Source organism: Kitasatospora sp. NPDC034035, assembly GCF_055575755.1.
This window is the reverse complement of record NZ_JBVISA010000010.1, coordinates 70,450-96,009: the sequence shown is the minus strand read 5'-3', so window position 1 is coordinate 96,009 and position 25,560 is coordinate 70,450. Positions and strand designations below refer to the sequence as shown.

Here is a 25,560-nt window from a genome sequence, read left to right as displayed (position 1 = left end):
ATGGACTCCACCGGCATCGACGTCCGGCAGCTCGCCAAGATGATCGACCACTCGCTCCTGCGGCCCGAACTGACCACCGCCGAGGTGCTGCGCGGCTGTGAGCTCGCCGCGGCCTACGACGTCGCCTCCGTCTGCGTGCGCCCCGCCGACGTCCCCCTGGCGGTCAAGGCGCTCGCCGGCACCGCCGTCGAGGTCGGCACCGTCATCGGCTTCCCCCACGGCGGTTCCACCACGGCGGCCAAGGCGGGCGAAGCCGTCGACGCCCTGGCGGCGGGTGCGACCGAACTCGACATGGTGCTCAACATCGGCCTGCTGCGCGGCGGGGAGGACGACGCGGTGCGGGAGGACATCGCGGCGGTCGTCGATGCCACTGCGGATGCCGGCCTCACCAAAGTGATCTTCGAGAACGCCTACCTCGATGACGAGGACAAGCTGCGCGCCTGCCGGCTCAGCACGCTGGCGGGCGCGGACTTCGTCAAGACCTCGACCGGCTTCGCGCCCGGTGGCGCGACCCTGGAGGACGTCCGGTTGATGCGGGCGAACGTCCCCGCCCACATGAGGGTCAAGGCAGCCGGAGGGGTCCGCACCCTCGACCGCATGCTGGAGTTCGTGGCCGCCGGCGCCGAACGCTTCGGTGCGACCGCCACCGCCACCATCCTGGACGACCTGGCCGCCCGCCAGGCCGCTGCCTGATCCCGCACCCGGCCGCCCCCGCCCCGGGCGGCGGGCGGACGACCCTGGGTCAGCCGTCGGACGTCGGCCGGGTGTTCGGGGCGGCGGTCGGGGCGGTCGGGGCGGCCGGTAGGCGGGTGCGGAAGGTGGTCACGCCGGTCACGCCGGTCACGCCCGTCACGCCCGTCACGCCGAGGACGGTGAGGGTGCCGCCGTGGAGGGCGGCGATGTCGCGGGCGATCGGCAGGCCGAGGCCGGCGCCGCCGTCGTCGCGGCTGCGGGCGTCGTCGAGGCGGGTGAAGCGTTCGAAGATCTTCTCGCGGTCGGCGGGTTCGATCGGGGGCCCGTCGTTGGCCACGTCCAGGACCGCAAGGCCGGTGGCCCGGTCCGTGCCGAGGCGGACGGTGACCGCGTGCCGGGCATGGCGTTGGGCGTTGTCGAGCAGATTGGTCAGGAGCCGGCCCAGCCACAGGGGATGGCCGGACACCGTGACGGGGACGGGCGTGTGCACGGTCACGGGGTGGGGTTCGGCGCCGCGGGCCGCGATCGTGGTGTGCACCAGCGCGGCGAGGTCGACGGGTTCCCCGGGCCGGTCGCGGCCGGAGGAGTCGAGGCGGGCGAGCAGCAGGAGGTCGGCGGCGAGGGCCTGGAGGCGTTCGGTGTCCTCCAGCGCGCCGGCCGTCAGGTCGGTGCGCACGTCGGGGTCGGGGTGGGCGAGGGCGACCTCGAGCTGGGTGCGCAGCACGGTCAGGGGGCTGCGCAGTTCGTGGGAGGCGTCGGCGATGAAGCGGCGCTGCCGGACGCCCGCGGCTTCGAGGCGTTCGAGCATGGCGTTCATGGTGCCGGCGAGGCGGGCGATCTCGTCCTCGCTGCGGGGTTCGGGGACGCGGCGGTTCAGGTCGCGGTCGCCGATGGCGGCGACCTCGGCGCGGATGGCCTCGACCGGCCGCAGGGCACGGCCGGTCGCCCGCCAGGTGAGGACGCCGACCGTGATCAGCAGGACCGCGCTCAGCGCGGCGAGCGCGGCGGTGGTCAGGTCCTCGGCGGCGTCGACGGTGCGCAGGGACGCGCCGACGTGGACGGTGACGCTGCCGCTCGGAGTGGCGGTGGTGATCGTGGTGACGCGCTGGTGGTGCTGGTCGCCGAGGGTGCGGAGGTTGAAGGTGGTGTGGCCGTCGCGGTGGCCGGTGGGGGCGACCGAGGGGTGACCGGTCAGGTTCTGACTGGCGGCGACCACCGTGCCGTGCGCGTCGACGACCTGGATGAAGTCGGTGCCGTGGTCGAGGGGGAGCTGGCCGGGGAGCCGCCCGTCCTCGGCGAGGCGGGCGACGGCCTGGGCCTGTTCACGGGCGCCGTCCTCGACGGTTCGTTCCAGGTTGGCGCGCAGCAGGAGGACGACGGCGGCGGAGGCGACGGCGAGGACGACGGCGACGCTGAGGCAGGCGGCGAGGGTGGTGCGGGCGCGGACCGAGCGCGGTGTCAGCCGGTCGGCGAGGGCGGCGGCCCGGGGGTGGCGGGCGAGGCGCCGGTGCAGTGCCGCGCGGATCCGGCGGCGCGCCGTGGTCGGGTCAGCCACCAGCGGGTCAGGCATGGTCGGGTCAGGCATGGTCGGGTCAGCCACCGTCGGCCGCCAGCCGGTAGCCGGTGCCGCGCACGGTCTGCACCGCGGCCCGCCCGAACGGGGTGTCGATCTTGCGTCGGAGCGCGCTGACGTGGACCTCGACGGTGTTCGGGTCGCTGTCGGGGCCGCCGTCCCAGACGGCGTCGAGGATCTCCCGTTTGGACACGGCTTCGCCGGCCCGTCGGGCGAGGTGGTCGAGGATGGCGAACTCCCGGGGGGTGAGGGCGACGCCCGTGCCGGCCCGCGTGCAGGTACGGGCGGCGGAGTCCACGACGAGGTCGCCCAGGACGGTGCGCCGGGGCGCGCGGCTGCCGATCCGGCGGGCCAGCGCCCTGAGCCGGGCGACCAGCACGACGAACGAGAACGGCTTGGACAGGTAGTCGTCGGCGCCGGTGTCCAGTGCCTCGGCCTCGTCCCACTCGCCGTCCTTCGCGGTGAGCATGAGGATGCCGACGTCGCTGCCGGAGGCCCGGAGGCGTGAGCACACCCGGTAGCCGTTGAGGCCGGGCAGCATGATGTCGAGCACGACGACGTCGTAGGCGTGGTCCATGGCCTTGGCGAGGCCGGACGGGCCGTCGTGGGCCGTGTCGACCGTGAACCCTTCGGCGGTCAGCCCGTGCTGCAGGGCCAGGGCCAGCCGGCGTTCGTCCTCCACCACCAGTACACGCATGCCCACCAGGGTCGCAGGTCGCCGGAGCGGGTGGCCGGGGGTGCCTCCTGGTCTTCAGCCGATCTTCAGCAACGCCCCGCCATCCTGACGCAGTCGCCCGGGGACGGTCCGGGCCGGGTCGAGGAGCGGTGCGGGTACGTGAGCGAGCCCAGAGAAGGCGTGGAGTCCCAGCAGAACGACGTGACGAGCGGCGCGGGCAAGGCGCGTGCGGGCCTGGGGCGGGCCGGCCGGTGGGTGCGCGGCCGGTGGGTGCGCGGTCGGTCGGCGCGCTGGGTCGTGGCCGGTGCGGCCGTCGTGGTGATCGGCGGTGGCGCGGCCGCGGTGGCGGTCCACCACGAGCACGAGGGCCACGGCGGCGGCCGGTGGGCGGCGGCGGGTGACCAGGAGCGGTACGACGGCCGGGACGGCGGTCAGGACGAAGGCCGTGACGGCGGCCGCGAGGGTGGTCAAGGCGGCGGGCAGGGCGCCGGCCGGGATCGCGAGGGTCACCGGGGTCACGAGGGCCGCACGGCCCCCGGCCACGGGAACGAGGACGGCCGGGCCGGGCACGCCGCACCGGCGCCGCTGCCGTCGACCAACGCCGCCGACGCGCTGGCGAAGGCCGCGTCCGTCGTCACGGGCGGCAGGGTCGAGTCCTTGACCACGGTCGCCGAACAGGGCGGTGGCCGGGCCTGGCGGGCCGTGGTGATCGGCGCCGACGGCGTGCGGCATGCCGTGACCGTGGACGGGGCCACCGGCTCGGTCACCGGCAACACCGTGCTGGGCGGCTGACGCATCGACCGGGCGCGGCCAGGCCGCGCCGTAGCGAGGCGCGGCCACGCCGTGCCGTAGAGAAGGGAGCGCCGCCGTCATGGGCGCCACGACAACCCCCCGAGCGGCCCACCGCGGCCCGGCCGTCCCCGGGCGGCCCGTCCCCGCACGGTCCGTGTTGAGCAAGGTCCCGCAGGTCACGGCGGTGTTCTGGGTCGTCAAGATCCTCACCACCGGTATGGGCGAGACCACCTCCGACTACCTCGCCCGGGTCCTGGGGCCGGTCCCTGCGGTCGGCTCGGCGGGGCTGCTGCTCGTCGCCGCGCTGTTCGTGCAGGCCCGGGCCCGCCGCTACGTCCCGGCGGTGTACTGGACGGCGGTGATCATGGTGAGCGTGTTCGGCACCATGGCGGCCGATGTCGCGCACGTCGCCGTCGGGGTGCCGTACGTCGCCTCCGCGGTGGCGTTCGCGGTGCTCCTCGCCCTGGTGTTCGCCGTGTGGCGGCGGACGGAGGGGACGCTCGCGGTGGAGACGGTCGGGGGCGGGCGGCGCGAGGTCTTCTACTGGTGCGCGGTCATGGCCACCTTCGCCCTCGGCACGGCCGTCGGCGATCTGACCGCGGCCACCCTCGGGTGGGGCTACCTGCCCTCCGGGCTGCTGTTCGCCGCCCTGATCGTCGTGCCCGCGCTCGCCCGCCGCTTCTCCGGGCTGTCGCCGGTCCTGACCTTCTGGTGGGCCTACGTCCTCACCCGGCCGCTCGGTGCCTGCTTCGCGGACTGGGCCGGTGTCAGCCGGGAACGCGGGGGTCTGGACCTCGGCACCGGGCCGGTCAGTCTCGTCCTCGCCGTGGTCATCGTGGCGGCCGTGGCGTGGCTGAGCGCCGCCGAACGGCGAGCGCCCCGGGCGTCGGCCTGAGGTCCCGTCCGGCGGCCTGATGTCCCGGCCGGCGGGCTGCCGCCCCGTCCGGTGGCCTGTCGGCCGCGGCCGCGCGGTGCGGAGCCCGCGCGGTGTGGTGGGTGTCAGGCCGCCGCGCGTGACTGCCAGTAGGTGAACTGCTGGAGCGGATCGCCGATGAGTGTCCACGGCCAGGCGGTGACCGTGTTGTCGATCCGGCGGAACGCGTCACCGCTCTCGCTCGGGCGGCCCGCCTGGACCAGGGCGAAGGCCAGCAGATTGAGATCGGCCAGCGCCGCAGCGTGGACCAGTCCGCCGTGCCGCGGCCACTCGTGCAGAGCGGTGTCGAGCGCCTTGACCGCCCGGTTGTGCGTCCACTGGCGGCGGACCAGCAGGGCCTCGACGCCGCCCCCGGCCGCCGTGCGGGTGTGTTCGTCCACGAGCGCCGTCAGTTCCACCCCGGCGGTCGGCGCGGTCGGCGGCGCCGAGGCCCGGACCGTGTCCACGAAGTTGAGCTGGGCGCTGCGTGACCCGCACTCCTCCGGTGACAGGTAGCGCAGCATCTGCAGGTGGGCCTCGCGGTTCCACGGGTCGCGTGCGGCGGCCTCGTGCCAGACGGCGATCAACTCACGTGATTCGGCACGCATCAGGCGCAGAATTCCGAGCAGTACCACCCACGGCGTCGGATCTTCGGGCAGGAGGTCGGCCGCGTCATAGCAGTTCTCGGCTGCCGCGCGGGGATCTTCCATCCGTCCCGCGTACCGGCCGCGGAAGAGTTCGACCCACGCCTCGAAAATCAGCGCGTCCGCATTCCGCGGGCGACGCAATCGCCAGTTGCGCGCGAGGGCGGAGGGCGCCGCCGTCTCGGCGAGCACGCCCAAACGGTGCCCGCGACGGTCCCAGTCCGTGCCGGTGTCCCGCAGCAGCCGTTCGACCTGGTCGGCCTGGATGGAGCTCTGACCAGGCAGGCCCGAGGACTTGAGCTGTCGCCGGACACGGCCGAGTTCGACGTCGTCGAGCTCGGGGCGCAGGCCGGGGGAGGCGGCGCGAATTCTTCGGAGGAATGACACGGGCCGCAGCCTAGGCCCCAAGAGGATTTTCGGACAGCCCCCGGAATGAATCGGAATGAAATCGTCGGCCCCCGGTGAATTCGGTGAACCTACCGCTCCGTACGGCGATCGATCGAACGGTAATGGCCGGGCAGCTGTCTGCGGCATTACCTCGGTAAGGGGGCGCCGATTCCCGGCCGCGCGCAATTTCGGCCGCCTCGCGGCCCCTCGCGCCCCTCTCGGGAGCGGGGGCGGTGCGCTCGGCGGTCGCGGAGACGACGGCGGGCGCGTGGTAGTTGACGCCCAGCCAGTCCGGTGGCTGGTGAGCATGGCGCTCCGGCTCGGCGGTGGCGACGTGCTCGCGATGTCTGGACAGCCGTGCGGGAGTCGGCCAGTGTTCACCACCATGACCATCCCGCTCCCTGAGCACCGCCTCGGCGCCGCGCGCAGCGCGCTCTTCGAGGCGGTCACCGCCGTCGGAGACGATGCCGTCGCCCTGCTCGCCGGCTGCCGTGGCGACACCCCGATACCCGGCGCCGAGTGGACGGTCGCCGAGGCCGCCGCCCACCTGGCGATGGCCAACGAGCTGATGGCGGCACTGGCCGCCGGCAGGGAACGGCGCTACGGGGACGGCACCCCGGGCTCGCTGGCCGCGGCGAACGCGGCCTCGCTGGCCGCGCGGCCGGAGCGGGACCCGGGCGTGCTCGCGGGGGAGATCGCCCGGTGGGCAAGGGAGTTCACGGCGGCAGCCGGCCCGCGGGCCGGCACCGAGCCGGTGCTGACCCCGCTCGGCCCGATGGACCTGGACACCCTCGGCGCCTACCTGCTGACCCACATGCTGGGCCACCTCTACGACATCGCCGTCGCCCTGCGGCGGCCGCACCCGATCGACCGGCACCGCGTCCACCTGACGATGCCGTTCCTGCGGGCGGCCATGCCGTGGGTGGTGGACGCCCGCGCCGCGGCCGGCCACCACGCCTGCTACCGGCTGCGGGTGCGCGGCCTGGGCGGGTTCACGGTGACCTTCACGGCTGGCGCCGCCGTGGTGAGCCAGGAGCCACCGCGGCGCCCGGACTGCACGATCCTCATCGAGCCCGTGGCGTTCCTCCTCATCGCGCTGGGCCGCTGCACCGCGACCGCCGCCCTCACCCGGGGCAAGGTGCTCGCCTGGGGCCGCCGGCCGTGGCTGGCCCCGGCCTTCCCCGGGCTGTTCGCCGCTCCCTGAGCACGGCCGGCGGGCCTGCAGCGCCGACCCGTACCCGGCCCGGTCTGAGTACCGCTACTCAGGCGGCCGGGCGGCGGGCTCCGAGAGGATGGCGGAACCACTTCGCCGAAGGCCACGAAGGAACCCGCCCATGCTCAGCCGGATCGCCAGCGCACTGGTGCCCGTCCTCGGTCGTCTGACCGTCACCTGCGAGGTGGCGGGCCCGGTCGCCCCGGGCAGCATCGTCGCGGCCAACCACAGTTCGCTCGCCGACCCGGGCGTGGTGCTGGCCGCACTGCGCCGGCTGGGCACCGAGCCGGTCGTGATGGCGACCGCCGGGCTGTGGCGGGTGCCCGTGCTCGGCGGAGTGCTGCGGGCCGGCGGCCACATCCCGGTCCATCGCGGGACGGCCCGGGCGGCCGAAGCCCTCGACTCGGCCGCGGCGGCGCTCGCGGCCGGCCGGGTCGTGCTGATCTACGGCGAGGGCGGCCTGCCGAAGCACCGGGACTCCCGTGACGCGGAGCCCGGCGCCTTCCGCACCGGCCTGGCCCGGCTCGCGGCGGCGAGCGGCGCCCCGGTGGTGCCGCTCGGCCAGTGCGGCGCCCGCCGCCTGAGCTCGGGCAGCACCGCCAAGCAGCTCGCCGGGTTCGCCACCGCCCCGCTGCGGCGCCCCGTCCTGTACGTCCACCTCGGCGCCCCGGTCCACCTGGAGGGCGACATCACCGAGGCGACGGCCACCGCCCACCGCGCCGTCACCGCGGCCTGGCGCACCGCGGAGCGGCGACGTGGTGGACGAGACGGCCAGGAGTGAGGTCACGCCGGTCGAACGGGCTCGGGCGTTCTTCCGGCCGCCGCACGAGAACGGCTGAGCCGTCGGCTCTGCCGGTGGCGAATCTGCGGTGGGCAGAGAAACCACGTTCGGGGACCTCCCCGGGGCAAGAGTGGAGCCGACGGCATCCCCGCCTCGACAAGGAGACCTGATGACTCCACTCACCTCGCTCCCGCCCCGCGCGGACGAGGGCGGCACCCCGCCCAGCCCCTTCGACGACCATCTCGCGGGTCAGCTGCTCGCCCAGCGGATCGTCCTCCTCGGCACCCAGGTCGACGACGTGTCGGCCAACCGGGTGTGCGCGCAGCTGCTGCTGCTGTCGGCGGAGGACCCGCGCACCGACATCTGCCTGTACATCAACAGCCCCGGCGGGTCGGTCACCGCGGGCCTCGCCATCTACGACACCATGCGGCTCATCCCGAACGACGTCTCGACCCTGGCGATGGGGTTCGCCGCCAGCATGGGCCAGTTCCTGCTGACCGTGGGGGCGTCCGGCAAGCGGTTCGCGCTGCCGAACGCGCGGATCATGATGCACCAGCCCTCGGCGGGCATCGGCGGCACCGCCGCGGACATCGAGATCCAGGCGGAGAACCTGCAGTTCACCAAGAAGGCCATCGAGCGGATCACCGCCGAGCACACCGGGCAGAGCGAGGAGACGATCGCGCGGGACGGCGACCGGGACCGCTGGTTCACGGCCGGGCAGGCCAGGGAGTACGGGATCGTCGACCGGGTGGTGGAGTCGTTCGCCGACATCCGCCCGGCCGCGTCGCGCCGACGGATGGGGCTGTGACATGGGGTCGTACACGGTTCCCTACGTGATCGAGCGGACCGCCCAGGGCGAGCGGTCCTACGACGTCTTCAGCCGGCTGCTGAACGAGCGGATCATCTTCCTCGGCACCGAGATCGACGACGGGGTCGCCAATGTGGTCATCGCGCAACTCCTGCACCTGGAGTCGGAGAACCCGGAGCGCGAGGTCTCGATCTACCTCAACTCGCCCGGGGGATCGTTCACTTCGCTGATGGCGATCTACGACACGATGACCTTCGTGCAGGCGCCGATCTCCACCTTCTGCGTCGGCCAGGCGGCGTCGACGGCGGCGGTGCTGCTGGCCGGGGGAGATCCCGGGCGACGGTTCGTGCTCCAGCACGCGCGGGTGCTGCTCGGCCAGCCGGCCAGCGGCGGTCGGCAGGGGACGGTCTCCGACCTCAGCCTCGCGGCCAAGGAGATGGTCCGCATCCGCTCGCAGGTGGAGGAGGTCCTGTCCCGGCACACGCAGCACGACGTGGCGACGCTGCGCGCGGACATGGACCGGGACAAGGTGCTCACCGCCGAGGAGGCCGTCTCCTACGGGATCGCCGACGAGGTACTGAGCCGACGGCACGCGTTCGGCTGACTGCGCGCGGCCGTGGCCGGTGCGGCGGTGGGGCGGTGGGGCGCCCCGCCGTACCGGCCGTCGTACCGGCCGTCGTGCCCGCTGTCGTGCCGGCCTCCGGTTCGGTCAGGCGGCGAGGCAGAGGCCGTCGTACCGCGCCGTCGGCAACGTACGGCCGCGACCCACCTGGCTCCGGCTCACCTGACTCTGGCTCACCCGGCTCCGGCCCACCGGGCTCGGGGCGTACCGGGCCAGTTCGTCCTGGGCGAGCGAGAGCAGGTCGGCGAGACCGAGCCCGAGGGCCCGGGCGGCGGCCGCGAGCACCTCGGAGGAGGCCTCCTTGCGTCCGCGCTCCAGCTCCGACAGGTACGGCACCGAGATCCGGGCCGCCTCCGCGACGTCCTTCAGCGTGCGCTCCTGCGCGAGCCGCTCGCGCCGCAGCGCATCGCCGACGAGGTCGCGCCACAGGGGTTCCTTAGGCGCGGGTGTCAGGGGTGCCCGGGGAGTTCCGGCCGGTCGTTGCGGGGAGCGGGTCGCCCCACCGGAAACGGGCGGCGAGGCCTGCGGGCGCAGGGGGATGACGCGGGCTTCGTTCGGCGCATGAGTGCTCACCCCTTCAGCCTAGGGATTCGGGGCGCCGGGGGAAGGGAGCGGCGTTCTGCCCTGGGTGAAGCCTCGGGAAGCGGTGGGGGAACTCCTCCCGGCCGCTGCGCCCAGGATTCGGGTCCATCGGCAGGCCGGGTGCCATGGTGAGTGGCCGTCAAGCGGGAACGCGCCGCCGCCCCGACCGCCGTCTCCTCTGTGGGTTCGGCGTGCGGGGCTTGCGGTGCTGGGGCTCGCGGTGCTTCAGGCTGCGGTGGTCAGAGCGGCCTTCTGCGGCTCGGGACGGACGGCCTGGGCCGGCAGTCGGCGCTCCAGGCGGAGCAGGAGGCCGGCTCCGGCCAGTGCGGTGGCGGCGAGCACCAGCCAGGGCAGCCGGTTGTCGAGGGCCAGCAGGCCGGTGAGCAGGGAGGGGGCGAGCGCCGCGGAGAGCGACCAGGAGAGCTGGTAGGTGGCCATGTACCGGCCGCGGACGGCGGCCGGGGCGGTGGCGGTGACCAGGGCCGAGGCGGCGGGGTTGTGGACGATCTCGCCGAGGGTGATCACGACCACCACGGCCAGCAGGCCGGCGGTGGTGAAGCGTCCGGCGGCGGGCACCAGCAGCGCCTGGGCGAGGAATCCGGCGGCGAACAGCGCGGCGCCGGTGGCGGCGGCCCGGTTGCGGGTGGTGAACCGGCGGACGGCGAGCCCGGCGGGGACGCCGAGGGCGGCGCAGAGCACGGTGTTGACGGCGAAGGCGAGGCCGGGCAGCGCGGCGGAGGCGTGCAGGACACCGGTCACGTACACCGGGAGCAGTACCGCGAGCGAGGCGTAGCCGAGGGAGATCAGCAGGTTGGCGGTGGCCAGGCCGAGGAACGGCCGGTCGGCCAGGACCGCGCGGTAGCCGACCTGTCCGGTGTCGCGCGGGGCGGGGCTGTCGACGGCCTCGGCGCTGCGGTCCGGGACGCGGCGGACCAGGGCGGCGGCGGCCAGGAAGCTGGCGGCGTTGAGCAGTGCGGCGACGGTGTAGCCGCCGTCGCCGGCCAGGCCGACCAGCAGGGCGGCGAGCATGCTGCCGGCGCCGAGGCCGGCGTTGGCGAGGCTGCGGCCGAGGGCGTTGATGCGCTCCAGGCTGGTGCCGGAGGCGAGTTCGCCGATCCTGGCCTGCTGGACGGCGGGGTAGCCGCGGGTCGCCACGGCGGTGACCAGGGTGACGGCGACGAAGGCGGGCAGGGCCGAGGCGAAGGGGTAGACGGCGAATCCGGCGGCCCGGATCAGGTGGAGGGCGATCTGCATGCGGCGGGCGCCGAACCGGTCGACGGCGGTGCCGACGAGCGGGAGCGCGACCATCGCCAGCAGGCCGGTGGCGGTGAGCACCAGGCCGATGACGGCCAACGGCAGGCCGGTGACGTGGCCGAAGAAGACCAGGCTGAAGGGCACGTACATGCCGTTGCCGAGGGCGTCGATGGCCAGGGCCGCCATCAGGCTGCGTTCGCCGGGGAAGCCCGGGCTCCTTTTTGAAAGCATGTAAGTAACTTAGCAGTAAGCTAGTTAAAGTCAAGCTTCTTTGTGACAAGCAATCTTGTGCCACACTGAACCCATGACGAGCACCGCAGATTCCGCCCCGAACCCGCGCCCCACCACCGCCGACCCGGTGGACGCGATCGCCGCCCAGTGGCGCCAGGAGCGGCCCGACCTGGGGGAGAGCCTGCAGGCCATGGAGGCCTTCGGGCGGATCTACCGGCTCGCGCGCGGCATGGGCGATCGCATGGAGCGCGCGTACGCCCCGTTCGGCATCGGGCGCGGCGAGTTCGACGTGCTGGCCACCCTGCGCCGGGCCGGTGAGCCGTTCTCGCTCTCGCCGCGCGAGCTGACCGCCACCCTGATGCTGACCACGGGCGGCATGACCGGCCGCCTGGACAAGCTGGAGCGGGCCGGCCTGGTCACCCGTTCCCCCGACCCGAACGACCGCCGCGGCCTGCGGATCAGCCTCACTCCCGAGGGCCGCTCCACCATCGACGGCGCGGTGACCGCCGGCCTCGCCGTCCAGCGCCGCGCCGTGGACGCCCTCGGCCCCGAACGGGCCGCCCAACTCAACGACCTGCTGCGCGAACTGCTGACCTCCCTGGACGACTGAAGCCGGCACCAATCCACCCGCCGTCCGCCACGGTGGCCTTGTGAGCGCTAACGGACGCCCTCGGGCCCGACGGTGGCGGCGATCCGGCATACGCCCGGGCGTTCTGTCCGGGCGTTCTGTCCGGGCGTCCTGCCCGGGTGTCCTGCCCGGGTGTCAGGCCTGCACCGTGGGCCGGACGACGATCTCACTGACGTCGACGCCCTCGGGCTGTTCGATGGCGTAGCCGATCGCGGAGGCGACGGCGGAGGGCGGCATGGCGATCTCGTCGCGCTGCCGGGCCAGCGCGGCCGCCGCTTCGGGACTGGCTCCCTTGCCCACGCCCTCGGTGTCGGTGAAGCCCGGTGAGACGAGGGTGACGCGCAGGTCGGGCCCCGATTCCTGCCGCAGGCCCTCGGTCAGGACCTTCACCGCCGTCTTGGTCGCCGCGTAGACGGCCTGGGGGGACTTGACGACGTAGGCCGCGGTGGAGGCGATGTTGACGAACTGGCCGGAGCGCTGTTCCCGGAAGACGGGCAGCGCCGCCGCGATCCCGTTGAGCAGGCCGGTGATGTGGGTGGCGACCATGGCGTCCCAGTCGTCCTGACGCAGCTCGTCGAACGGGGACACCGCCATGGTGCCGGCGTTGGAGACCAGCACGTCGAGCCGGCCGTACCGGTCGAGCGCCGTGTCCGTCAGGCGCCGCAGGTCCTCGCGGCGCGTCACGTCGACGACGGTCCCGACGGCGCTGCCGCCCTGCGCCGCGATCTGCGCCACGACCGCGTCCAGCCGGTCCTGGCGTCGCGCCCCGAGCACGAGCCGGGCCCCTCTCCCGGCGAGATGGATCGCCGTCGCCGCTCCGATGCCGCTGCTGGCTCCGGTGATCGCCACGACCTTGCCTTCGATTCCCGACATGGGCACTTGTTCCTTTCCGCAGGTGAGCAGCCGGAAGGGCGACCCATAGCACAAAATGGGGAGCCCTCCACTTGACCTCACGTTAAGTGGAGAGGTCCCCATTTTGCAATCGGGCGAGATGACCGACGGCAGCTCGGGCCGCCTGCCGCCCGCCGCCCACTACGCGCTGACGCACGACGCGAAAGGAACAAGATCGGCCGGCGGGTGCGGACCGGCTGTCACGGACTGGCTGTCACGGACTGGGGAAAGGCGAAGACGCCGTCCGGGTCGTAGTGGTGGGCCACGTCCTTCAGGCGGGTCAGGTTCCTGCCGTAGTAGGCGTTGCCCCAGTCCGGCAGCGTGTTGTCGATGTAGTTGACGTACGCACCGTGCGCGCCGAGCCCGGCCAGTCCGTCGCGGATCGTGTCCACGGTGGCGCGGACCCGGTCCTCGCTGAGCGGCGTGGCACTGGCGTAGACCTGGGCGCTGGCGAGCGAGTCGCGGTGGGGGAAGGCGGTGGCTCCGGGGGCGAGTTCGCCGACGGCGCCGCCGAGGGAGTCGAGCAGCAGGTCGACGCCGGGGCGGCCGGCCATCAGCGCCGTGACCTTCGCCGGATCCAGCGGTGCCGGGCCCAGCATCCGGGAGACCGCGACGAAGCCGGCCCGGGGCAGGACGCCGCCCTCCCAGGTGGGGTGGCACTGGGCGATGGTGTCGTTCGAGCAGCCCGCCATGAACTTCATCGCGCCCAGGTAGTCCTTGGGGGAGACGGTGCGCGAGCTCGGGGTGGTGCCGGCCGCCTTCACCAGGCGGTCGAGCAGGACGTCGGCGCCGTCGGGATCGCCCACGTAGCAGCCGACGATCCGGCAGGTGGGCGGGGAGCCGCCGGAGATCTGGCAGCTGGCCCAGAGTTCGAACGGGGCCCCGGCCACCCACTGCTGCCAGGCCCCGAGCACCTGGGTCACCGAGCCGGCCGGGAAGCCGAGCACGAAGACGGTCAGGCCGGGCGCGGGGGCGGTGGCGAAGCTGAACCGGGTGACCACTCCGAAGTTGCCGCCACCGCCGCCGCGCAGCGCCCAGTACAGGTCGGGCTCCTGGGCGGGGGAGGCGGTGAGCAGGCGCGAGTCGGCGGTCACCATGTCGGCGGCGGCCAGCCGGTCGCAGGTGAGCCCGTACTTGCGGGTCAGCACGCCGATGCCGCCGCCGAGGGTCAGGCCGCTGACCCCGACGGTCGGGCAGCTGCCGCCCGGGAGCAGCCGGCCCGCCTGGGCGAGCGCCGCGTACACCTCGATGAGGCGGGCGCCGGCGCCGACCTCGGCGGTGCCGTCGGGGTGCACCCGGACGTCGGCCATCCCGCGGAGGTCGATCACCAGGCCCTGGGCGGGGATGCTGTAGCCGAGGTACCCGTGGCCGCCGCTGCGGGCCGCGATCGGGATCCCGTGCCCGCGCGCCACGTCCAAGCAGGCCCGCACGTCGTCGGCCGACACGCACTGCGCCACGGCGGTCGGGAGCTGACCGTCGTTCAGCTTGTTGTAGCCGAGCCGGGCGGTCCCGTACCCGGGGTCGGCCGGGAGCACCAGCCGACTGCCCAGGCGGTCCCGCAGCGCCCGCCAGTCCGGGGGTGCGTCCGCCCAGACCCGGGACCGGGCCGGGAAGGCGGCCGGCGCGCGGGCGGGAGTGGCGCCGGCCGTCACCATGGCGGCGGCGCCGAGGGTGGTGAGGAAGCGTCGTCGGTCGATGGTCATGGCGCGCCCTTCTCCGGGGTGGCCGGCGCACGGGGGTGCCGTCCTGCCGATCGTCACGCAGGCGCTACGAGCGGGCCCGCCGGACTGCGCCTTCCGACGCACCGGCGAGCGGGAGGCGCCGGCACCCCCTCGCCGATCGTCAGCCGTCGGGCCGTGGGTGGCATCGGGGGCATCGAAGGCGCATGGTTCCGGCCGTGCTGAGGTGATCGGCCGTCCGAGGTAGCGCTGGGTAGAGATGGCATGTACGCTGCGTGTCGCTGGTTGAACAGCATGCGGGCCCAGCCGCTGCTCCGTGGGGGGAGTCGCGCCCAGGCCCGGTGGCCGGCTGGGGCCCGGTTGAACTCGTGGGGGAGTTTCAGCCGGGCCCGTCGCCAGATGTCGGTGATATGCCCGCCGAGCTTCCGCTCCAGACCTGACAACCGTCCAGCGGGCGACCGGTTTCGGGCGCGTCCGTCCAACGGCGGGGTGGCTACGGGGCCGGTGATGCCGACGTAGCAGCGGTGTCATCGGGCGCCCCGGCTCGGTCGTGTCGGCGGACGCGACGGGACGTACGGTGCCGGCCGGGCCGCGATCGGGGGTGCCGTGGTGTCCTGGTCCAGCGTTCCGCGCGGGACTATGGGCGTATGGCCAGAACCACGGGCCGCCCTCTCCGGCCGCCCCCGCGCCGATCCGAAAGCCGTCGTGGGCGGCGAGACTCACGCCCGCTGCCGTGGGGGCCGTCGCCGCAGCGCCTGCGGTCGATGATGAGCATCCGGAGTGTCGCCGGGCAGATGTTCGTCCTGCAGGTGCTGATCGTGCTGTTGCTCGTGGTGGCGGCCGTCGTCGCGCTGCTGATCCAGTCCCGCAGCGACCGGTTCGACGCGGCGCGTGACCGCTCGCTCGCCGCTGCCCAGGCCTTCGCCCACGGCCCCGGCCTGGTGGCGACGATGCAGGGCCCCGATCCCAGCGCGGTGCTCCAGCCGCTGACCGAAGCGGCCCGCAAGGAGGCCCACGTCGACTTCATCGTGGTGACCGACCGGAACGGCATCCGCTACACCCACCCCGAGCCGGAGCAGATCGGCAAGAAGTTCGTCGGCACGATCGGGCCGTCGCTGCAGGGCCGGGTCACCGTCGAGCAGGTGCACGGCCCGCTCGGCCTGGAGTACCAGGTGGTGGTCCCGGTGGAGGACGATCACGGTGCGGTCGTCGGCATCGTCTCCTCCGGGATGAAGGTCGCCAACGTGAGCAGTGCGTTCGACCGCCAGCTCCCGGTCGTCCTGGGTGCCGGCGCCGTCGCGCTCGGCCTGGCCACGGCCGGAACGGCGCTGGTGGGCCGGCGGCTCCTGCGCCAGACCCACGGTCTGGGGCCGGAGGAGATGACCCGGATGTACGAGCACCACGACGCGGTCCTGCACGCGGTGCGCGAGGGCGTGGCCATCGTCAGCGGCGACGGCCGGGTCCTGCTCGCCAACGACGAGGCCGGCCGACTGCTGGACCTGCCCCCCGATGCCGAGGGACGTGCCGTCACGGACCTCGGTCTCGACCCGCGGACGACCGGACTGCTGCTCTCCGACAGTGCGGTCACCGACGAGGTGCTCCTCGTGGGCGACCGGCTGCTGGCCGTCAACAACCGCCCCATCGCCGCCGGCGGCGGCCCGCCCGGCCCGCCCGGCAGCGTGACCACCCTGCGTGACTCCACCGAACTGCGCGCCCTCGCCGGGAAGGCCGAGGTCGCCCGCGCCCGGCTCAGGTTGCTGTACGACGCGAGCATGGCCATCGGTACCACCCTGGACGTCCGGCGCACCGCGGAGGAGCTCGCCGGGCTGGCGGCTCGGGAATTCTGCGACTACGTCACCGTCGACCTCGCCGAGGAGGTCCTGCGCGGCGAGGAACCGCGGACCCTGGCGGTCGGCTCGACGGTGGAGCTGCGGCGGGTGGCGGTCACGGGCCTCCGGGACGATTCGCCGCTGTACCCCCAGGGGACGCTGGTCCGGTGGGCGGGCAGTACCCCGCAGGCGGCGGGCTTCGTCAGCGGGCGATCCGCGCTGGTCCCCGAGCTGGCGACCGATGCCGGGTGGCGCCGGCAGGATGCCGAGCGCACGCAGGCGGTGCTGGAGTTCGGTCTGGCGTCGCTGATCGCCGTTCCGCTGACGGCGCGGGGTGTGCTCACGGGCATCGCCTGCTTCTGGCGTGGCCGGGGCAGGGGCCCGTTCGAGGAGGAGGACCTGTCCCTGGCCGAGGAGCTGGCCGCCCGGGCCGCCGTGTCCGTCGACAACGCCCGCCGCTTCACGCGCGAGCACACGATGGCCGTCACCCTGCAGCACAGCCTGCTGCCGCGCGCGTTGCCCGAGCAGAGCGCCCTCGACGTCGCCCACCGCTACCTGCCCGCCCAGGCGGGGGTCGGCGGCGACTGGTTCGACGTCATCCCGCTGCCGGGTGCCCGCGTCGCGCTCGTCGTCGGCGACGTGGTCGGCCACGGCATGCACGCCGCCGCGACCATGGGCCGCCTGCGCACCGCCGTCCAGACCTTCTCCACCCTCGACCTGCCGCCGGACGAGCTGCTCGGACACCTGGACGAACTGGTCGCCCACATCGACCAGGAGGCGGCGGCAGCCGGGGGTGAGCTCGCGATCACCGGCGCCACCTGCCTCTACGCGATCTACGACCCCAGCACCGCCGGCTGCGCGCTGGCCCGGGCGGGACATCCCCCGCCCGCCGTCGTCCGACCGGACGGCACGGTGGAGCTCCTCGACCTTCCCGCCGGTCCGCCGCTCGGGGTGGGAGGGATGCCCTTCGAAGCCGCGGAGGTGAGTCTGCCGCAGGGCAGCAGCCTGATCCTCTACACGGACGGCCTGGTCGAGGACCGCACCCGCGACATCGGTGTCGGCCTGGAGGTCCTCACGGCCGCCCTGGCCCGCCCGGGCCGGTCGCCCGAGGAGGTCTGCGAGGCCGTGCTCGAGGCCCTGCTGCCCGTCCGCCAGACCGACGACATCGCCCTCCTCGTCGCCCGCACCCGCGTGCTGGACCCCGACCGGACCACCGAGTGGGAGGTGGCCTCGGCTCCGGAGGCGGTGGCCGAGGCCCGGGCCGAGGCCACCCGACGGCTCGTCGCGTGGGGCCTGGACGAGGCCGTGTTCGTCACCGAACTGGTGCTCAGCGAACTGGTGACCAATGCCATCCGCTACGGGACCGGACCGATCAGGGTGCGGCTGCTGTGCGACCGCACGCTGATCTGCGAGGTCTCCGACACCAGCAGCACCGCCCCGCACCTGCGCTACGCGGTCGAGGAGGACGAGGGCGGCCGCGGCCTGTTCCTCGTCGCCCGGCTCACCGAACGCTGGGGCGTCCGGTACACCCCGGAGGGAAAGATCATCTGGGCCGAGCAGTTCCTGCCGCGGACCTGAGGGACGGGCCGGCGCGGCTGGTGGACGATGTCGGGAGGGGCGTTCAGGAGTCGAAGCCGAGGCCGACGCGGTCGAGGGTGCGCAGCCAGAGGTTGCGGTGGCCGGCGTTGGCGTCGGCGCGGGTGAGGGCCCGCTGGGTGATGCCGATGCCGATCGAGCGGGCGGGCTCGGGTGGGAAGGGCAGCGGCTTGCGGCGGACCAGCTGCAGCGCGGTGCGTTCGGTGCGGGCGCCGTCCAGGAGGTCGAGCATCACCTCGGCGCCGAAGCGGGTGGCGCCGACGCCCAGGCCGGTGTAGCCGGCGGCGTAGGCGACCCGGCCGTCGTGGGAGAGGTCGAAGAAGGCGCTGAACCGGGTGCAGGTGTCGATCGCGCCGCCCCAGGCGTGGCTGAACCGGACGCCTTCCAGCTGCGGGAAGGTCCGGAAGAAGTGCCGGGCGAGGGTGGCGAAGGTCTCCGGGCGCTGGTCGCGTTCGGCGCGCACCCGGCTGCGGTACTGGTGGACGACGTCGTAGCCGCCGAACAGGATGCGGTTGTCGGCGGAGAGCCGGACGTAGTGGAAGTGGTTGGCGCTGTCGGAGAAGCCCTGGCGGCCCTGCCAGCCGACCGAGCCGAGCTGCTGTTCGGTCAGCGGCTCGGTCATCAGCGCGTAGTCGTAGACCGGCACGGTGTACGGGCGGTGGCGGCGCAGCAGGGAGGGAAAGGCGTTGGTGGCGAGCGCGACACGGCGGGCGCCGACGCGGCCGTACGGGGTGCGGACGGTGATTCCGCGCGGGGAGCCGGTGAGGCCGGTCGCCCGGGTGTGCTCGTGGATGCGCACGCCCTGGTCGAGGCAGGCCCGCCGGAGCCCCCAGGCGAGGCGGGCGGGGTTGAGCATGGCGACGCCGTCGCGGTCGCGGAGGCCGCCGAGGAAGGTGGGGGAGTCGATCTCGGCGCGGACGGCCTCGCGGTCGAGGACGTCGAGCCGGCTGCCGTAGCGGGCGGCGAGGTCGGCGAACTCCCGCAGGCCGTCGACCTGGTAGGGCTCGGTGGCGACGGTGAGGGAGCCGGTGCGCTCCCAGTGGCAGTCGATGCCGTAGCGCTTGACGGTGTCCTCCATGGCCTGGAGGTTCGCGGCGCCGAGCCGTTCGAGCGTGTGGAGTTCGTCGGGCCAGCGCTGGTGCCCGTTGGCGAGGCCGTGGGTGAGGCTGGCCTCGCAGAAGCCGCCGTTGCGGCCGGAGGCGGCCCAGCCGGTCTCCTGCGCCTCGATGAGGACGACGTCGAGCGAGGGGTCGCGCTCCTTGGCGATGAGCGCGGTCCACAGGCCGCTGTAGCCGCCGCCGACCACGAGCAGGTCGCACCGTACGTCCCCGACCAGGGCGGACGCAGCCGACGGCCGGTCGGGGTCGTCGAGCCAGAACGGTACGGGCTGGGCGTCCTGGAGGGCGCGGACGGGGTCGGCCATGGCGGGCGGCTCCTTCGGTGCATGGAGGGTCGGGCCTCCGGATGCCGCCATCAGACCGCCGCGTCGCGCATAACGTCAATGGCGTTGACATAAGGCTGTTGACATAAGGCTGGAGCGGGCGTGAGCCTCAGGCGGCCGTGATCTCGATCCGGTCCAGGATCTCGGCGGCGATCGCCTCGGCGTCCGGCTGGTAGCGGTGCGCGAGGGTGTGGAACAGCTGCTCGGCCGCCTCGGCGGGCCAGTCGGCGGGCAGGTGCTCGGCCGGCAGGTGCGGATCGCCCCGGACCACGTCCAGCCAGTCGGTGTGCAGCAGCAGCTGGCGGGCCAGGCGGTCCTCGGGCAGCTGGACCTCGGGCAGGTGGGTCTCGGCGGGGTCGCCGGCCTCGGGGTCGTGCCAGCGGTCGAGGAAAGCGCGGTAGCGGGCCGCGATGGCCGGGACGTCGAAGGCGGCGAGCAGGTCGGCGGCGTCGGTGGGGGCGGCGGCCCGGCCGTGGAAGACCCGCAGGTGGCCCTCCAGTCCGAGCCCGTCGACCAGGGCGGCCACGTCGACCTCGCCGGGCGCCGTCCAGAGCCCGCTCTGCAGCGGTGCGAACCCGCCCCAGACCAGCCGGGAGCGCAGGTCGTGGCGCTCGCGGCGCCAGGCGTCGGGGAGCGAGAAGCCGACGACCGTCCAGCTGCCGTCCCAGGCCCGGTTGACGGCGCCGGTGCGCCAGATCCGGTCCTGGCCGTCGGTGAGCACGGCCTTGGCGCGCCCGGTCAGGGCGAAGTACATTTTTCGCCCCCGGCGGTGACGCTCCAGCAGGCCCCGGCCCACCATGCGGGTGAGGGTCGAGCGGACGGCCTCCTCGCTGATGTGGACCCGGGCGAAGGCGTCGATCACGCTCCCGGAGGACAGGGCGATGTCCCGGCCGAGCACGTGGATGCCGAAGAAGCTCAGCATCAGGGACTGCGGTCGCGGCGCAGCGGTGTCCTGGTCGGCGGGCACGGTCTTCCTCCTGGAGTCCGGACGGGGATGGGGCGGGCATCGGGTGGGTGTCGGGCAGGGTCAGGGCAGGGTCGGGCGGGTCGGGGCAACAGCGTAGTCAGCGGCAATGTTCGGCAGTCTGTTGACCGTCGACAGAATTATGCCTACTTTCTTCAGCAGCCGCCGGTGGCGATGCCTGGTCGCGAACACGCGCCTCCGCCCCGGCCGGGCGAAAGGACTTCCCCATGGATCGCAGGGACCGCATCGACCTCTCCGGCAAGGTGGCCGTCGTCACCGGCAGCGGACGCGGGCTCGGCCTCGCCTACGCCAGGGCGCTGGCCGCCGCCGGAGCGGCCGTGGTCGTCAACGACGTCGACCCGCAGGCCGCCGCTGACGCTGTCGAGCTGATCGCCGACGCCGGCGGCCGGGCCGCCTCGCTGGCCGTGCCGGTCGGCACCGCCGAAGCCGCCGAGGCACTGGTCGCGTGCGCGGTCGAGCACTTCGGGCGACTGGACGCGATGGTCACCAACGCCGGCGTGCTGCGGGACAAGGTGCTCTGGAAGATGACCGACGAGGACTTCGACACCGTCGTCCGGGTGCACCTGCGCGGCACCTTCACCTGCGTGCGCGCCGCCGTCGAGCGGATGCGCGAGCAGGGCGAGGGCGGCCGGATCATCGTCGCCGGCTCCCCGGCCGGGCAGCGCGGCAACTTCGGCCAGACCAACTACGCCGCCGCCAAGGCCGGGATCGCCGCCATGGTGCGCACCTGGGCGATGGAACTGGCCCGGGCCGGCATCACCGCCAACGCCGTCATCCCGGTCGCCGCGACCGCCATGACCAAGACCATCCCCGTCTTCGCCCCGCACATCGAGGCGCTGGAGCAGCACGGCACGCCCTTCCCGGACAGCCTGCGCAAGGGCGAGGGCTTCGGCACCCCCGAGGACGTCGCCGGTCTGGTCGCCTTCCTCGCCTCCGAGGCCTCCGCCGGGATCACCGGCCAGTGCGTCGGCGTCGGCGGCGACAAGCTGGCCCTGTGGTCGCACCCGGAGGAGGTCGCGGTGGCCTACGCCGACGGCGGCTGGAGCGCGGAGGCGATCGCCGCCGCCTGGCCGGTCTCGGTCGGCCGGGTGCAGCAGACCTACGGCATCCCGGCCCCGCAGCTGTGACGGGCACCGCAGCCGTGACGGGAGCCGAGCCGAACGGCGCCGCGATGAACCTCGACGACCTCGTGGCGATCGACGTCCACACCCACGCCGAGGTCTCCGCGAAGGGCGCGGCCTCCCTGTCGGCCGAACTGGACGGCGCCGCGGGGGCCTACTTCAAGGCCGAGCACCGCCACCCCACCCTGCCGGAGATCGCCGCCCACTACCGCGAGCGGAGGATGGCCTGCGTCGTCTTCACCGTCGACGCCGAGTCCGCCACCGGCACCCCGCCGGTTCCGAACGAGGAGATCGCCGAGGCCGCGCTGGAGCACCCCGACGTGATCATCCCCTTCGCCGGGGTCGACCCGTACAAGGGGAAGGCCGTGGTGCGCCAGATCCGCCGCCTGGTCCGGGAGTTCGGGGTGAGGGGCTTCAAGTTCCACCCGAACATCCAGGCCTTCCACCCCAACGACCGGCTCGCCTACCCGCTGTACGAGGCGATCGAGGAGGCCGGCGCGATCGCCGTCTTCCACACCGGTCAGACCGGGATCGGCGCGGGCGCGCCCGGGGGCGGCGGCATCCGGCTGAAGTACTCCAACCCGATGGACGTGGACGACGTCGCCGCCGACTTCCCCGGGATGCCGATCATCCTCGCCCACCCGTCCTTCCCCTGGCAGGACGAGGCGTTGGCGGTGGCCACCCACAAGCCGCAGGTGTACATCGACCTGTCCGGCTGGTCGCCGAAGTACTTCCCGCCGCAGCTCGTCCGGTACGCCAACAGCCTGCTCAAGGACAAGGTGCTGTTCGGCTCCGACTACCCGCTGATCTCCCCGGACCGCTGGCTCGCCGACTTCGCCGAGCTGCCGATCAAGGACGAGGTCCGCCCGAAGATCCTCAAGGAGAACGCGGCGCGGCTGCTCGGCCTGTCGGTCGGCCCCGACGGGAAGTGAGGGAGCCCATGCGCGCACCCGCGTGGAACCAGGGCATCGGCTCCTGGCCCGGTCGCCGCGCCCGCCGCTCGCCCCGGCGCACCGCGCTGGTCCACGAGGGGGCGGCCGTCGACTACGCCCGGCTGCACGAGCGGTGCACCCGCCTGGCGCACGCGCTGCGCCAGGCGGGCGTCCGGCGCGGCGACCGGGTGGCCTTCCTCGGCCCGAACCACCCGGCATACCTGGAGACCCTGTTCGCCGCCGGCCTGCTGGGCGCCGTCTTCGTGCCGCTCAACACCCGTCTCGCGGCGCCCGAACTCCGGTACCAGCTGGCCGACTCGGGCAGCGTAATTCTCCTGACGATACGTCAGGACGGCGGGGTCGTACGCCTGTTGGCCGACGGGGCCGAGATCTGGCAGGCGGAGGGTGAGGCGTACGAGCAGCTGCTCGCAGCCGCGCCCCGGGAGCCGATCGACGAGGAGGTCGGCCCGGACGACCCCTGCCTGATCATGTACACCTCGGGCACCACCGGCCGGGCCAAGGGAGCCGTCCTCACCCACGGCAACATCCTCTGGAACAGCCTCAACGTGCTGGTCGACACCGACCTCGCGAGCGACGAGGTGGCCCTGGTCAGCGCGCCGCTGTTCCACACGGTGCGCTCAACATGAGCTGCCTGCCGGTGCTGCTCAAGGGCGGCACGGTCGTCCTGGAGTCGACCTTCGACGCCACCCGCACCCTGGAACTGGTCGAACGCCACCGCGTCACCTGCATGTTCGGCGTACCGACCATGTACGACGCGGTGGCCGCCGCCCCCGGCTGGGCGCGGGCCGACCTGTCCAGCCTGCGGAACCTGCTGTGCGGCGGCGCACCCGTGCCGGCCCGCACCGCGCGCGCCTACCTCGACCGCGGGCTTGCCTTCGTCCAGGGCTACGGCATGACGGAGGCCTCGCCCGGCGCGCTGATCCTGCACCGCGCCGACGCGCAGGCCCACGCCGGTACGGCCGGGGTGCCGCACTTCTTCACCGAGGTCCGCGTGGTGGACCCGCTCGGCGAGGAGACCGAGCCGGGCACGGAGGGCGAGGTGCTGGTCGCCGGGCCCAACGTGACCCCCGGGTACTGGAACCTGCCCGACGCCACGGCGGAGGCCTTCCACGAGGGCGGCTGGTTCCGCTCCGGTGATGTCGCGGTGGCCGACGCCGAGGGCTACGTCCGCCTGGTCGACCGGGTCAAGGACATGATCATCTCGGGCGGGGAGAACATCTACCCGGCCGAGGTGGAGGACGCCCTGCTGGAACACCCGGCCGTCGCCGAGTGCGCCGTCATCGGGGTCGCCCACCCGGTCTGGGGCGAGGTCGGACGGGCCGTGGTGGTCCTGCGCGAGGACGCCGCCGTCGAACCCGCCGACCTGCTCGCCCACCTGGACGGGCGGCTGGCCCGCTACAAGATCCCGAAGTCCGTCGTCCTCGCGCCCGAACTGCCGCGCAACGCCACCGGAAAGCTGCTCAAGGGCCCGATCCGGGCGCAGTTCTCCGACTGACCGACCCCTTGCACCGTCCGCACGACCGACGAGGAGCGCCCGTATGTCCACCACCGTCCACGGCATCGAGGAGATCAGGGCCCAGGCCGGCGCCGACCTCGGCCACACCGCCTGGCGCGAGATCGCGCAGCCGCGCGTCGACCTGTTCGCCGACGCCACCGACGACCACCAGTGGATCCACACCGACGTCGAACGGGCCAGGACCGGCCCGTTCGGCGGCACCATCGCGCACGGCTACCTCACCCTCTCGCTGCTCATCCCGCTCTGGAGCGAGCTGCTGGTGGTCGAGGGCGTCTCGATGGCCGTCAACTACGGCCTCAACAAGGTCCGTTTCCCCGCGCCGGTGCCGGTCGGCGCGAAGATCCGCGCGCACGGCGCCGTCGTCTCGGTGGAGGACGTCAAGGGCGGCGGCGTGGAGGTCGTGGTCGACCTCACCGTGGAGATCGACGGTTCCGCCAAGCCCGCGTGCGTCGCCCAGGCGGTCTACCGCTTCTACGCCTGAGCCTCGTTCCGGAGAACCCCGAAGGGGGCGGCTGCTGTCGACAGCAGCCGCCCCCTTCGGGGTACTCGCGTCAGACCAGCGGCAGCCCGACGTAGTTCTCCGCCAGCGAGGCGGAGCCGGCCGGGGAGGAGGCCAGGTAGCGCAGGTGGGAGAGCCGGAGCCGGCGGTCGAACTCGCTCTCGCCGGGGGCCGGGTGGAGCAGGGTGGTCATGGTGTACGAGAAGTGCTCGGCGCGCCAGACCCGGCGCAGCGCCGTCTCCGAGTAGGCGTCGAGCAGCGACTCGTCCCGGTCCAGGGACCAGCGGCCGATCGCCCGGGCGAGCAGGGTGACGTCCGCGACGGCCAGGTTGAGGCCCTTGGCGCCGGTGGGCGGGACGATGTGGGCGGCGTCGCCGGTCAGGAACAGCCGGCCGTGGCGCAGGGGTTCGGCGACGAAGCTGCGCATCGGGGTGACGGACTTCTCGGTGATCGGGCCGCGGGCGAGCCGCCAGTCGCCGTCGACCGCGAATCGGGTGTCCAGCTCGTCCCAGATCCGCGCGTCCGGCCAGTTCTCCACCGTGTCGTCCGGGTCGACCTGCAGGTAGAGCCGGCTGACCTGCGGGGAGCGCATGCTGTGCAGGGCGAAGCCGCGCTCGTGGTGCGCGTAGATCAACTCCTCGCAGGAGGGCGGGACGTCGGCCAGGATGCCGAGCCAGGAGAACGGGTACGTCCGCTCGCTGACCGTCAGCAGGCCCTCGGGCATCGCGCGGCGGCCGATGCCGTGGAAGCCGTCGCAGGCGACCACCAGCTCGCAGCCCAGGGTGTGTTCGGCGCCGTCGTGCCGGTAGCGGATGCCGGGCGCGGCGGTGTCGACGCCGTCGACGGAGAGGGCCTCGGCCTCGAACAGCACGGTGCCGCCGGCCGCCTCGCGCAGCGCGATGAGGTCCTTGACCACCTCCGTCTGGGCGTAGACCATCACGGACCGGCCGTCCGCGAGCGAGGGGAAGTCGATCCGGTGGGAGCGACGGTCGAAGCGCAGCTCGATGCCGTGGTGCGGCAGGCCCTGGCGGTCCATCCGCTCGCCGGCGCCGGAGGAGCGCAGGACGTCGACGGTGGCCTGTTCGAGGATGCCGGCGCGCTGACGGCGCTCGACGTAGGCGCGGTCGCGCAGTTCCAGGACGACGTTGTCGATGCCCTGGGTGTGCAGCAGGTGGGAGAGCAGGAGGCCGGCCGGGCCGGCGCCGATGATGCCGACGCTGGTGCGCATGCGGGTGTGCCTTCCGGTGGTGTCG

The 25,560-nt window shown here is 73.8% G+C and carries 22 protein-coding genes and 1 pseudogene; 13 read left to right on the top strand and 10 right to left on the bottom strand.

Annotated elements, in window-relative coordinates; all coding sequences use genetic code 11:
* A complete protein-coding gene (gene deoC / locus ACZ52J_RS16505) occupies positions 1-693 on the top strand; it encodes a deoxyribose-phosphate aldolase (protein WP_465619402.1) in 693 nt (230 codons plus the stop codon).
* Positions 694-742: 49 nt separating this feature from the next.
* Here deoC and ACZ52J_RS16500 read toward each other — a convergent pair whose 3' ends face one another.
* Complete coding sequence (locus tag ACZ52J_RS16500; protein WP_465619401.1) at positions 743-2,263, bottom strand: sensor histidine kinase; 1,521 nt, start codon at positions 2,261-2,263, stop codon at positions 743-745.
* A gap of 22 nt (positions 2,264-2,285) precedes the next feature.
* Entirely contained in the window at positions 2,286-2,963 is a 678-nt protein-coding gene (locus ACZ52J_RS16495; protein WP_360490865.1) for a response regulator transcription factor, read from the bottom strand.
* Positions 2,964-3,101: 138 nt separating this feature from the next.
* On the opposite strand from ACZ52J_RS16495, the gene ACZ52J_RS16490 reads away from it, so the two are divergent.
* On the top strand, positions 3,102-3,734 hold the full coding sequence (locus ACZ52J_RS16490; RefSeq protein ID WP_465619400.1) for a hypothetical protein: 633 nt from the start codon (positions 3,102-3,104) through the stop codon (positions 3,732-3,734).
* Positions 3,735-3,813: 79 nt separating this feature from the next.
* The gene (locus tag ACZ52J_RS16485) at positions 3,814-4,629 is read left to right on the top strand and encodes a COG4705 family protein (RefSeq protein WP_465619399.1); all 816 of its coding nucleotides are present in this window, start codon (positions 3,814-3,816) and stop codon (positions 4,627-4,629) included.
* A 104-nt stretch (positions 4,630-4,733) separates the two neighbouring features.
* Here ACZ52J_RS16485 and ACZ52J_RS16480 read toward each other — a convergent pair whose 3' ends face one another.
* Positions 4,734-5,678, bottom strand: a complete 945-nt coding sequence (locus ACZ52J_RS16480) for a tetratricopeptide repeat protein (RefSeq protein WP_465619397.1) — start codon at positions 5,676-5,678, stop codon at positions 4,734-4,736.
* A gap of 385 nt (positions 5,679-6,063) precedes the next feature.
* Between ACZ52J_RS16480 and ACZ52J_RS16475 the strand changes: the two genes are divergently transcribed.
* The 4 genes from ACZ52J_RS16475 to ACZ52J_RS16460 all read left to right on the top strand — a co-directional run bounded on the left by ACZ52J_RS16475 (position 6,064) and on the right by ACZ52J_RS16460 (position 9,084).
* On the top strand, positions 6,064-6,882 hold the full coding sequence (locus ACZ52J_RS16475; protein ID WP_465619395.1) for a maleylpyruvate isomerase family mycothiol-dependent enzyme: 819 nt from the start codon (positions 6,064-6,066) through the stop codon (positions 6,880-6,882).
* A gap of 130 nt (positions 6,883-7,012) precedes the next feature.
* The gene (locus ACZ52J_RS16470; protein ID WP_465619393.1) at positions 7,013-7,672 is read left to right on the top strand and encodes a lysophospholipid acyltransferase family protein; all 660 of its coding nucleotides are present in this window, start codon (positions 7,013-7,015) and stop codon (positions 7,670-7,672) included.
* Positions 7,673-7,841: 169 nt separating this feature from the next.
* A complete protein-coding gene (locus ACZ52J_RS16465) occupies positions 7,842-8,480 on the top strand; it encodes an ATP-dependent Clp protease proteolytic subunit (RefSeq protein WP_465619391.1) in 639 nt (212 codons plus the stop codon).
* 1 nt (position 8,481) lies between these two features.
* Complete coding sequence (locus tag ACZ52J_RS16460; RefSeq protein WP_465619389.1) at positions 8,482-9,084, top strand: ClpP family protease; 603 nt, start codon at positions 8,482-8,484, stop codon at positions 9,082-9,084.
* A gap of 105 nt (positions 9,085-9,189) precedes the next feature.
* Here ACZ52J_RS16460 and ACZ52J_RS16455 read toward each other — a convergent pair whose 3' ends face one another.
* Positions 9,190-9,675, bottom strand: coding sequence for a helix-turn-helix domain-containing protein (locus ACZ52J_RS16455; protein WP_465619387.1), 486 nt, complete (start codon positions 9,673-9,675; stop codon positions 9,190-9,192).
* A gap of 234 nt (positions 9,676-9,909) precedes the next feature.
* The gene (locus tag ACZ52J_RS16450; protein WP_465619385.1) at positions 9,910-11,169 is read right to left on the bottom strand and encodes an MFS transporter; all 1,260 of its coding nucleotides are present in this window, start codon (positions 11,167-11,169) and stop codon (positions 9,910-9,912) included.
* Positions 11,170-11,242: 73 nt separating this feature from the next.
* Between ACZ52J_RS16450 and ACZ52J_RS16445 the strand changes: the two genes are divergently transcribed.
* On the top strand, positions 11,243-11,779 hold the full coding sequence (locus tag ACZ52J_RS16445) for a MarR family winged helix-turn-helix transcriptional regulator (RefSeq protein WP_465619383.1): 537 nt from the start codon (positions 11,243-11,245) through the stop codon (positions 11,777-11,779).
* 153 nt (positions 11,780-11,932) lie between these two features.
* Here ACZ52J_RS16445 and ACZ52J_RS16440 read toward each other — a convergent pair whose 3' ends face one another.
* Together ACZ52J_RS16440 and ACZ52J_RS16435 are read right to left on the bottom strand one after the other, a co-directional pair.
* Positions 11,933-12,670, bottom strand: a complete 738-nt coding sequence (locus ACZ52J_RS16440; protein ID WP_465619381.1) for an SDR family oxidoreductase — start codon at positions 12,668-12,670, stop codon at positions 11,933-11,935.
* A gap of 218 nt (positions 12,671-12,888) precedes the next feature.
* Positions 12,889-14,391 (bottom strand): FAD-binding oxidoreductase, encoded by a 1,503-nt coding sequence (locus ACZ52J_RS16435; protein WP_465619379.1) that lies wholly within the window; start codon positions 14,389-14,391, stop codon positions 12,889-12,891.
* Between the two features lie 740 nt (positions 14,392-15,131).
* Between ACZ52J_RS16435 and ACZ52J_RS16430 the strand changes: the two genes are divergently transcribed.
* Positions 15,132-17,774 (top strand): SpoIIE family protein phosphatase, encoded by a 2,643-nt coding sequence (locus ACZ52J_RS16430; RefSeq protein ID WP_465619377.1) that lies wholly within the window; start codon positions 15,132-15,134, stop codon positions 17,772-17,774.
* Between the two features lie 43 nt (positions 17,775-17,817).
* Here ACZ52J_RS16430 and ACZ52J_RS16425 read toward each other — a convergent pair whose 3' ends face one another.
* Entirely contained in the window at positions 17,818-19,215 is a 1,398-nt protein-coding gene (locus ACZ52J_RS16425; RefSeq protein WP_465619375.1) for an NAD(P)/FAD-dependent oxidoreductase, read from the bottom strand.
* 127 nt (positions 19,216-19,342) lie between these two features.
* Positions 19,343-20,200: a PaaX family transcriptional regulator gene (locus ACZ52J_RS16420; protein ID WP_465619373.1), complete on the bottom strand. Its 858-nt coding sequence runs from the start codon at positions 20,198-20,200 to the stop codon at positions 19,343-19,345.
* A gap of 224 nt (positions 20,201-20,424) precedes the next feature.
* Between ACZ52J_RS16420 and ACZ52J_RS16415 the strand changes: the two genes are divergently transcribed.
* The 4 genes and pseudogenes from ACZ52J_RS16415 (at position 20,425) to ACZ52J_RS16400 (ending at position 24,289) form a co-directional block, all read left to right on the top strand.
* Complete coding sequence (locus ACZ52J_RS16415; RefSeq protein WP_465619371.1) at positions 20,425-21,345, top strand: SDR family oxidoreductase; 921 nt, start codon at positions 20,425-20,427, stop codon at positions 21,343-21,345.
* Positions 21,346-21,389: 44 nt separating this feature from the next.
* Positions 21,390-22,271 (top strand): amidohydrolase family protein, encoded by an 882-nt coding sequence (locus ACZ52J_RS16410; protein ID WP_465619661.1) that lies wholly within the window; start codon positions 21,390-21,392, stop codon positions 22,269-22,271.
* Between the two features lie 8 nt (positions 22,272-22,279).
* Positions 22,280-23,787: pseudogene (locus ACZ52J_RS16405) on the top strand (acyl-CoA synthetase).
* Between the two features lie 43 nt (positions 23,788-23,830).
* A complete protein-coding gene (locus tag ACZ52J_RS16400) occupies positions 23,831-24,289 on the top strand; it encodes a MaoC family dehydratase (RefSeq protein ID WP_465619369.1) in 459 nt (152 codons plus the stop codon).
* 70 nt (positions 24,290-24,359) lie between these two features.
* On the opposite strand, the gene ACZ52J_RS16395 is transcribed toward ACZ52J_RS16400, so the two are convergent.
* Positions 24,360-25,535 (bottom strand): 4-hydroxybenzoate 3-monooxygenase, encoded by a 1,176-nt coding sequence (locus tag ACZ52J_RS16395; protein ID WP_465619367.1) that lies wholly within the window; start codon positions 25,533-25,535, stop codon positions 24,360-24,362.
* Positions 25,536-25,560 lie beyond the last annotated feature (25 nt).

What these genes read in the sequence shown, in the direction of transcription:
- deoC (WP_465619402.1), top strand. Translation starts at nt 1, where the DNA reads ATGGACTCCACCGGCATCGACGTCCGGCAGCTCGCCAAGATGATCGAC.
- ACZ52J_RS16500 (WP_465619401.1), bottom strand. Translation starts at nt 2,263, where the DNA reads ATGCCTGACCCGCTGGTGGCTGACCCGACCACGGCGCGCCGCCGGATC.
- ACZ52J_RS16495 (WP_360490865.1), bottom strand. Translation starts at nt 2,963, where the DNA reads ATGCGTGTACTGGTGGTGGAGGACGAACGCCGGCTGGCCCTGGCCCTG.
- ACZ52J_RS16485 (WP_465619399.1), top strand. Translation starts at nt 3,814, where the DNA reads ATGGGCGCCACGACAACCCCCCGAGCGGCCCACCGCGGCCCGGCCGTC.
- ACZ52J_RS16475 (WP_465619395.1), top strand. Translation starts at nt 6,064, where the DNA reads ATGACCATCCCGCTCCCTGAGCACCGCCTCGGCGCCGCGCGCAGCGCG.
- ACZ52J_RS16470 (WP_465619393.1), top strand. Translation starts at nt 7,013, where the DNA reads ATGCTCAGCCGGATCGCCAGCGCACTGGTGCCCGTCCTCGGTCGTCTG.
- ACZ52J_RS16465 (WP_465619391.1), top strand. Translation starts at nt 7,842, where the DNA reads ATGACTCCACTCACCTCGCTCCCGCCCCGCGCGGACGAGGGCGGCACC.
- ACZ52J_RS16460 (WP_465619389.1), top strand. Translation starts at nt 8,482, where the DNA reads ATGGGGTCGTACACGGTTCCCTACGTGATCGAGCGGACCGCCCAGGGC.
- ACZ52J_RS16450 (WP_465619385.1), bottom strand. Translation starts at nt 11,169, where the DNA reads ATGCTTTCAAAAAGGAGCCCGGGCTTCCCCGGCGAACGCAGCCTGATG.
- ACZ52J_RS16445 (WP_465619383.1), top strand. Translation starts at nt 11,243, where the DNA reads ATGACGAGCACCGCAGATTCCGCCCCGAACCCGCGCCCCACCACCGCC.
- ACZ52J_RS16440 (WP_465619381.1), bottom strand. Translation starts at nt 12,670, where the DNA reads ATGTCGGGAATCGAAGGCAAGGTCGTGGCGATCACCGGAGCCAGCAGC.
- ACZ52J_RS16435 (WP_465619379.1), bottom strand. Translation starts at nt 14,391, where the DNA reads ATGACCATCGACCGACGACGCTTCCTCACCACCCTCGGCGCCGCCGCC.
- ACZ52J_RS16430 (WP_465619377.1), top strand. Translation starts at nt 15,132, where the DNA reads ATGATGAGCATCCGGAGTGTCGCCGGGCAGATGTTCGTCCTGCAGGTG.
- ACZ52J_RS16425 (WP_465619375.1), bottom strand. Translation starts at nt 19,215, where the DNA reads ATGGCCGACCCCGTCCGCGCCCTCCAGGACGCCCAGCCCGTACCGTTC.
- ACZ52J_RS16415 (WP_465619371.1), top strand. Translation starts at nt 20,425, where the DNA reads ATGGATCGCAGGGACCGCATCGACCTCTCCGGCAAGGTGGCCGTCGTC.
- ACZ52J_RS16410 (WP_465619661.1), top strand. Translation starts at nt 21,390, where the DNA reads ATGAACCTCGACGACCTCGTGGCGATCGACGTCCACACCCACGCCGAG.
- ACZ52J_RS16400 (WP_465619369.1), top strand. Translation starts at nt 23,831, where the DNA reads ATGTCCACCACCGTCCACGGCATCGAGGAGATCAGGGCCCAGGCCGGC.
- ACZ52J_RS16395 (WP_465619367.1), bottom strand. Translation starts at nt 25,535, where the DNA reads ATGCGCACCAGCGTCGGCATCATCGGCGCCGGCCCGGCCGGCCTCCTG.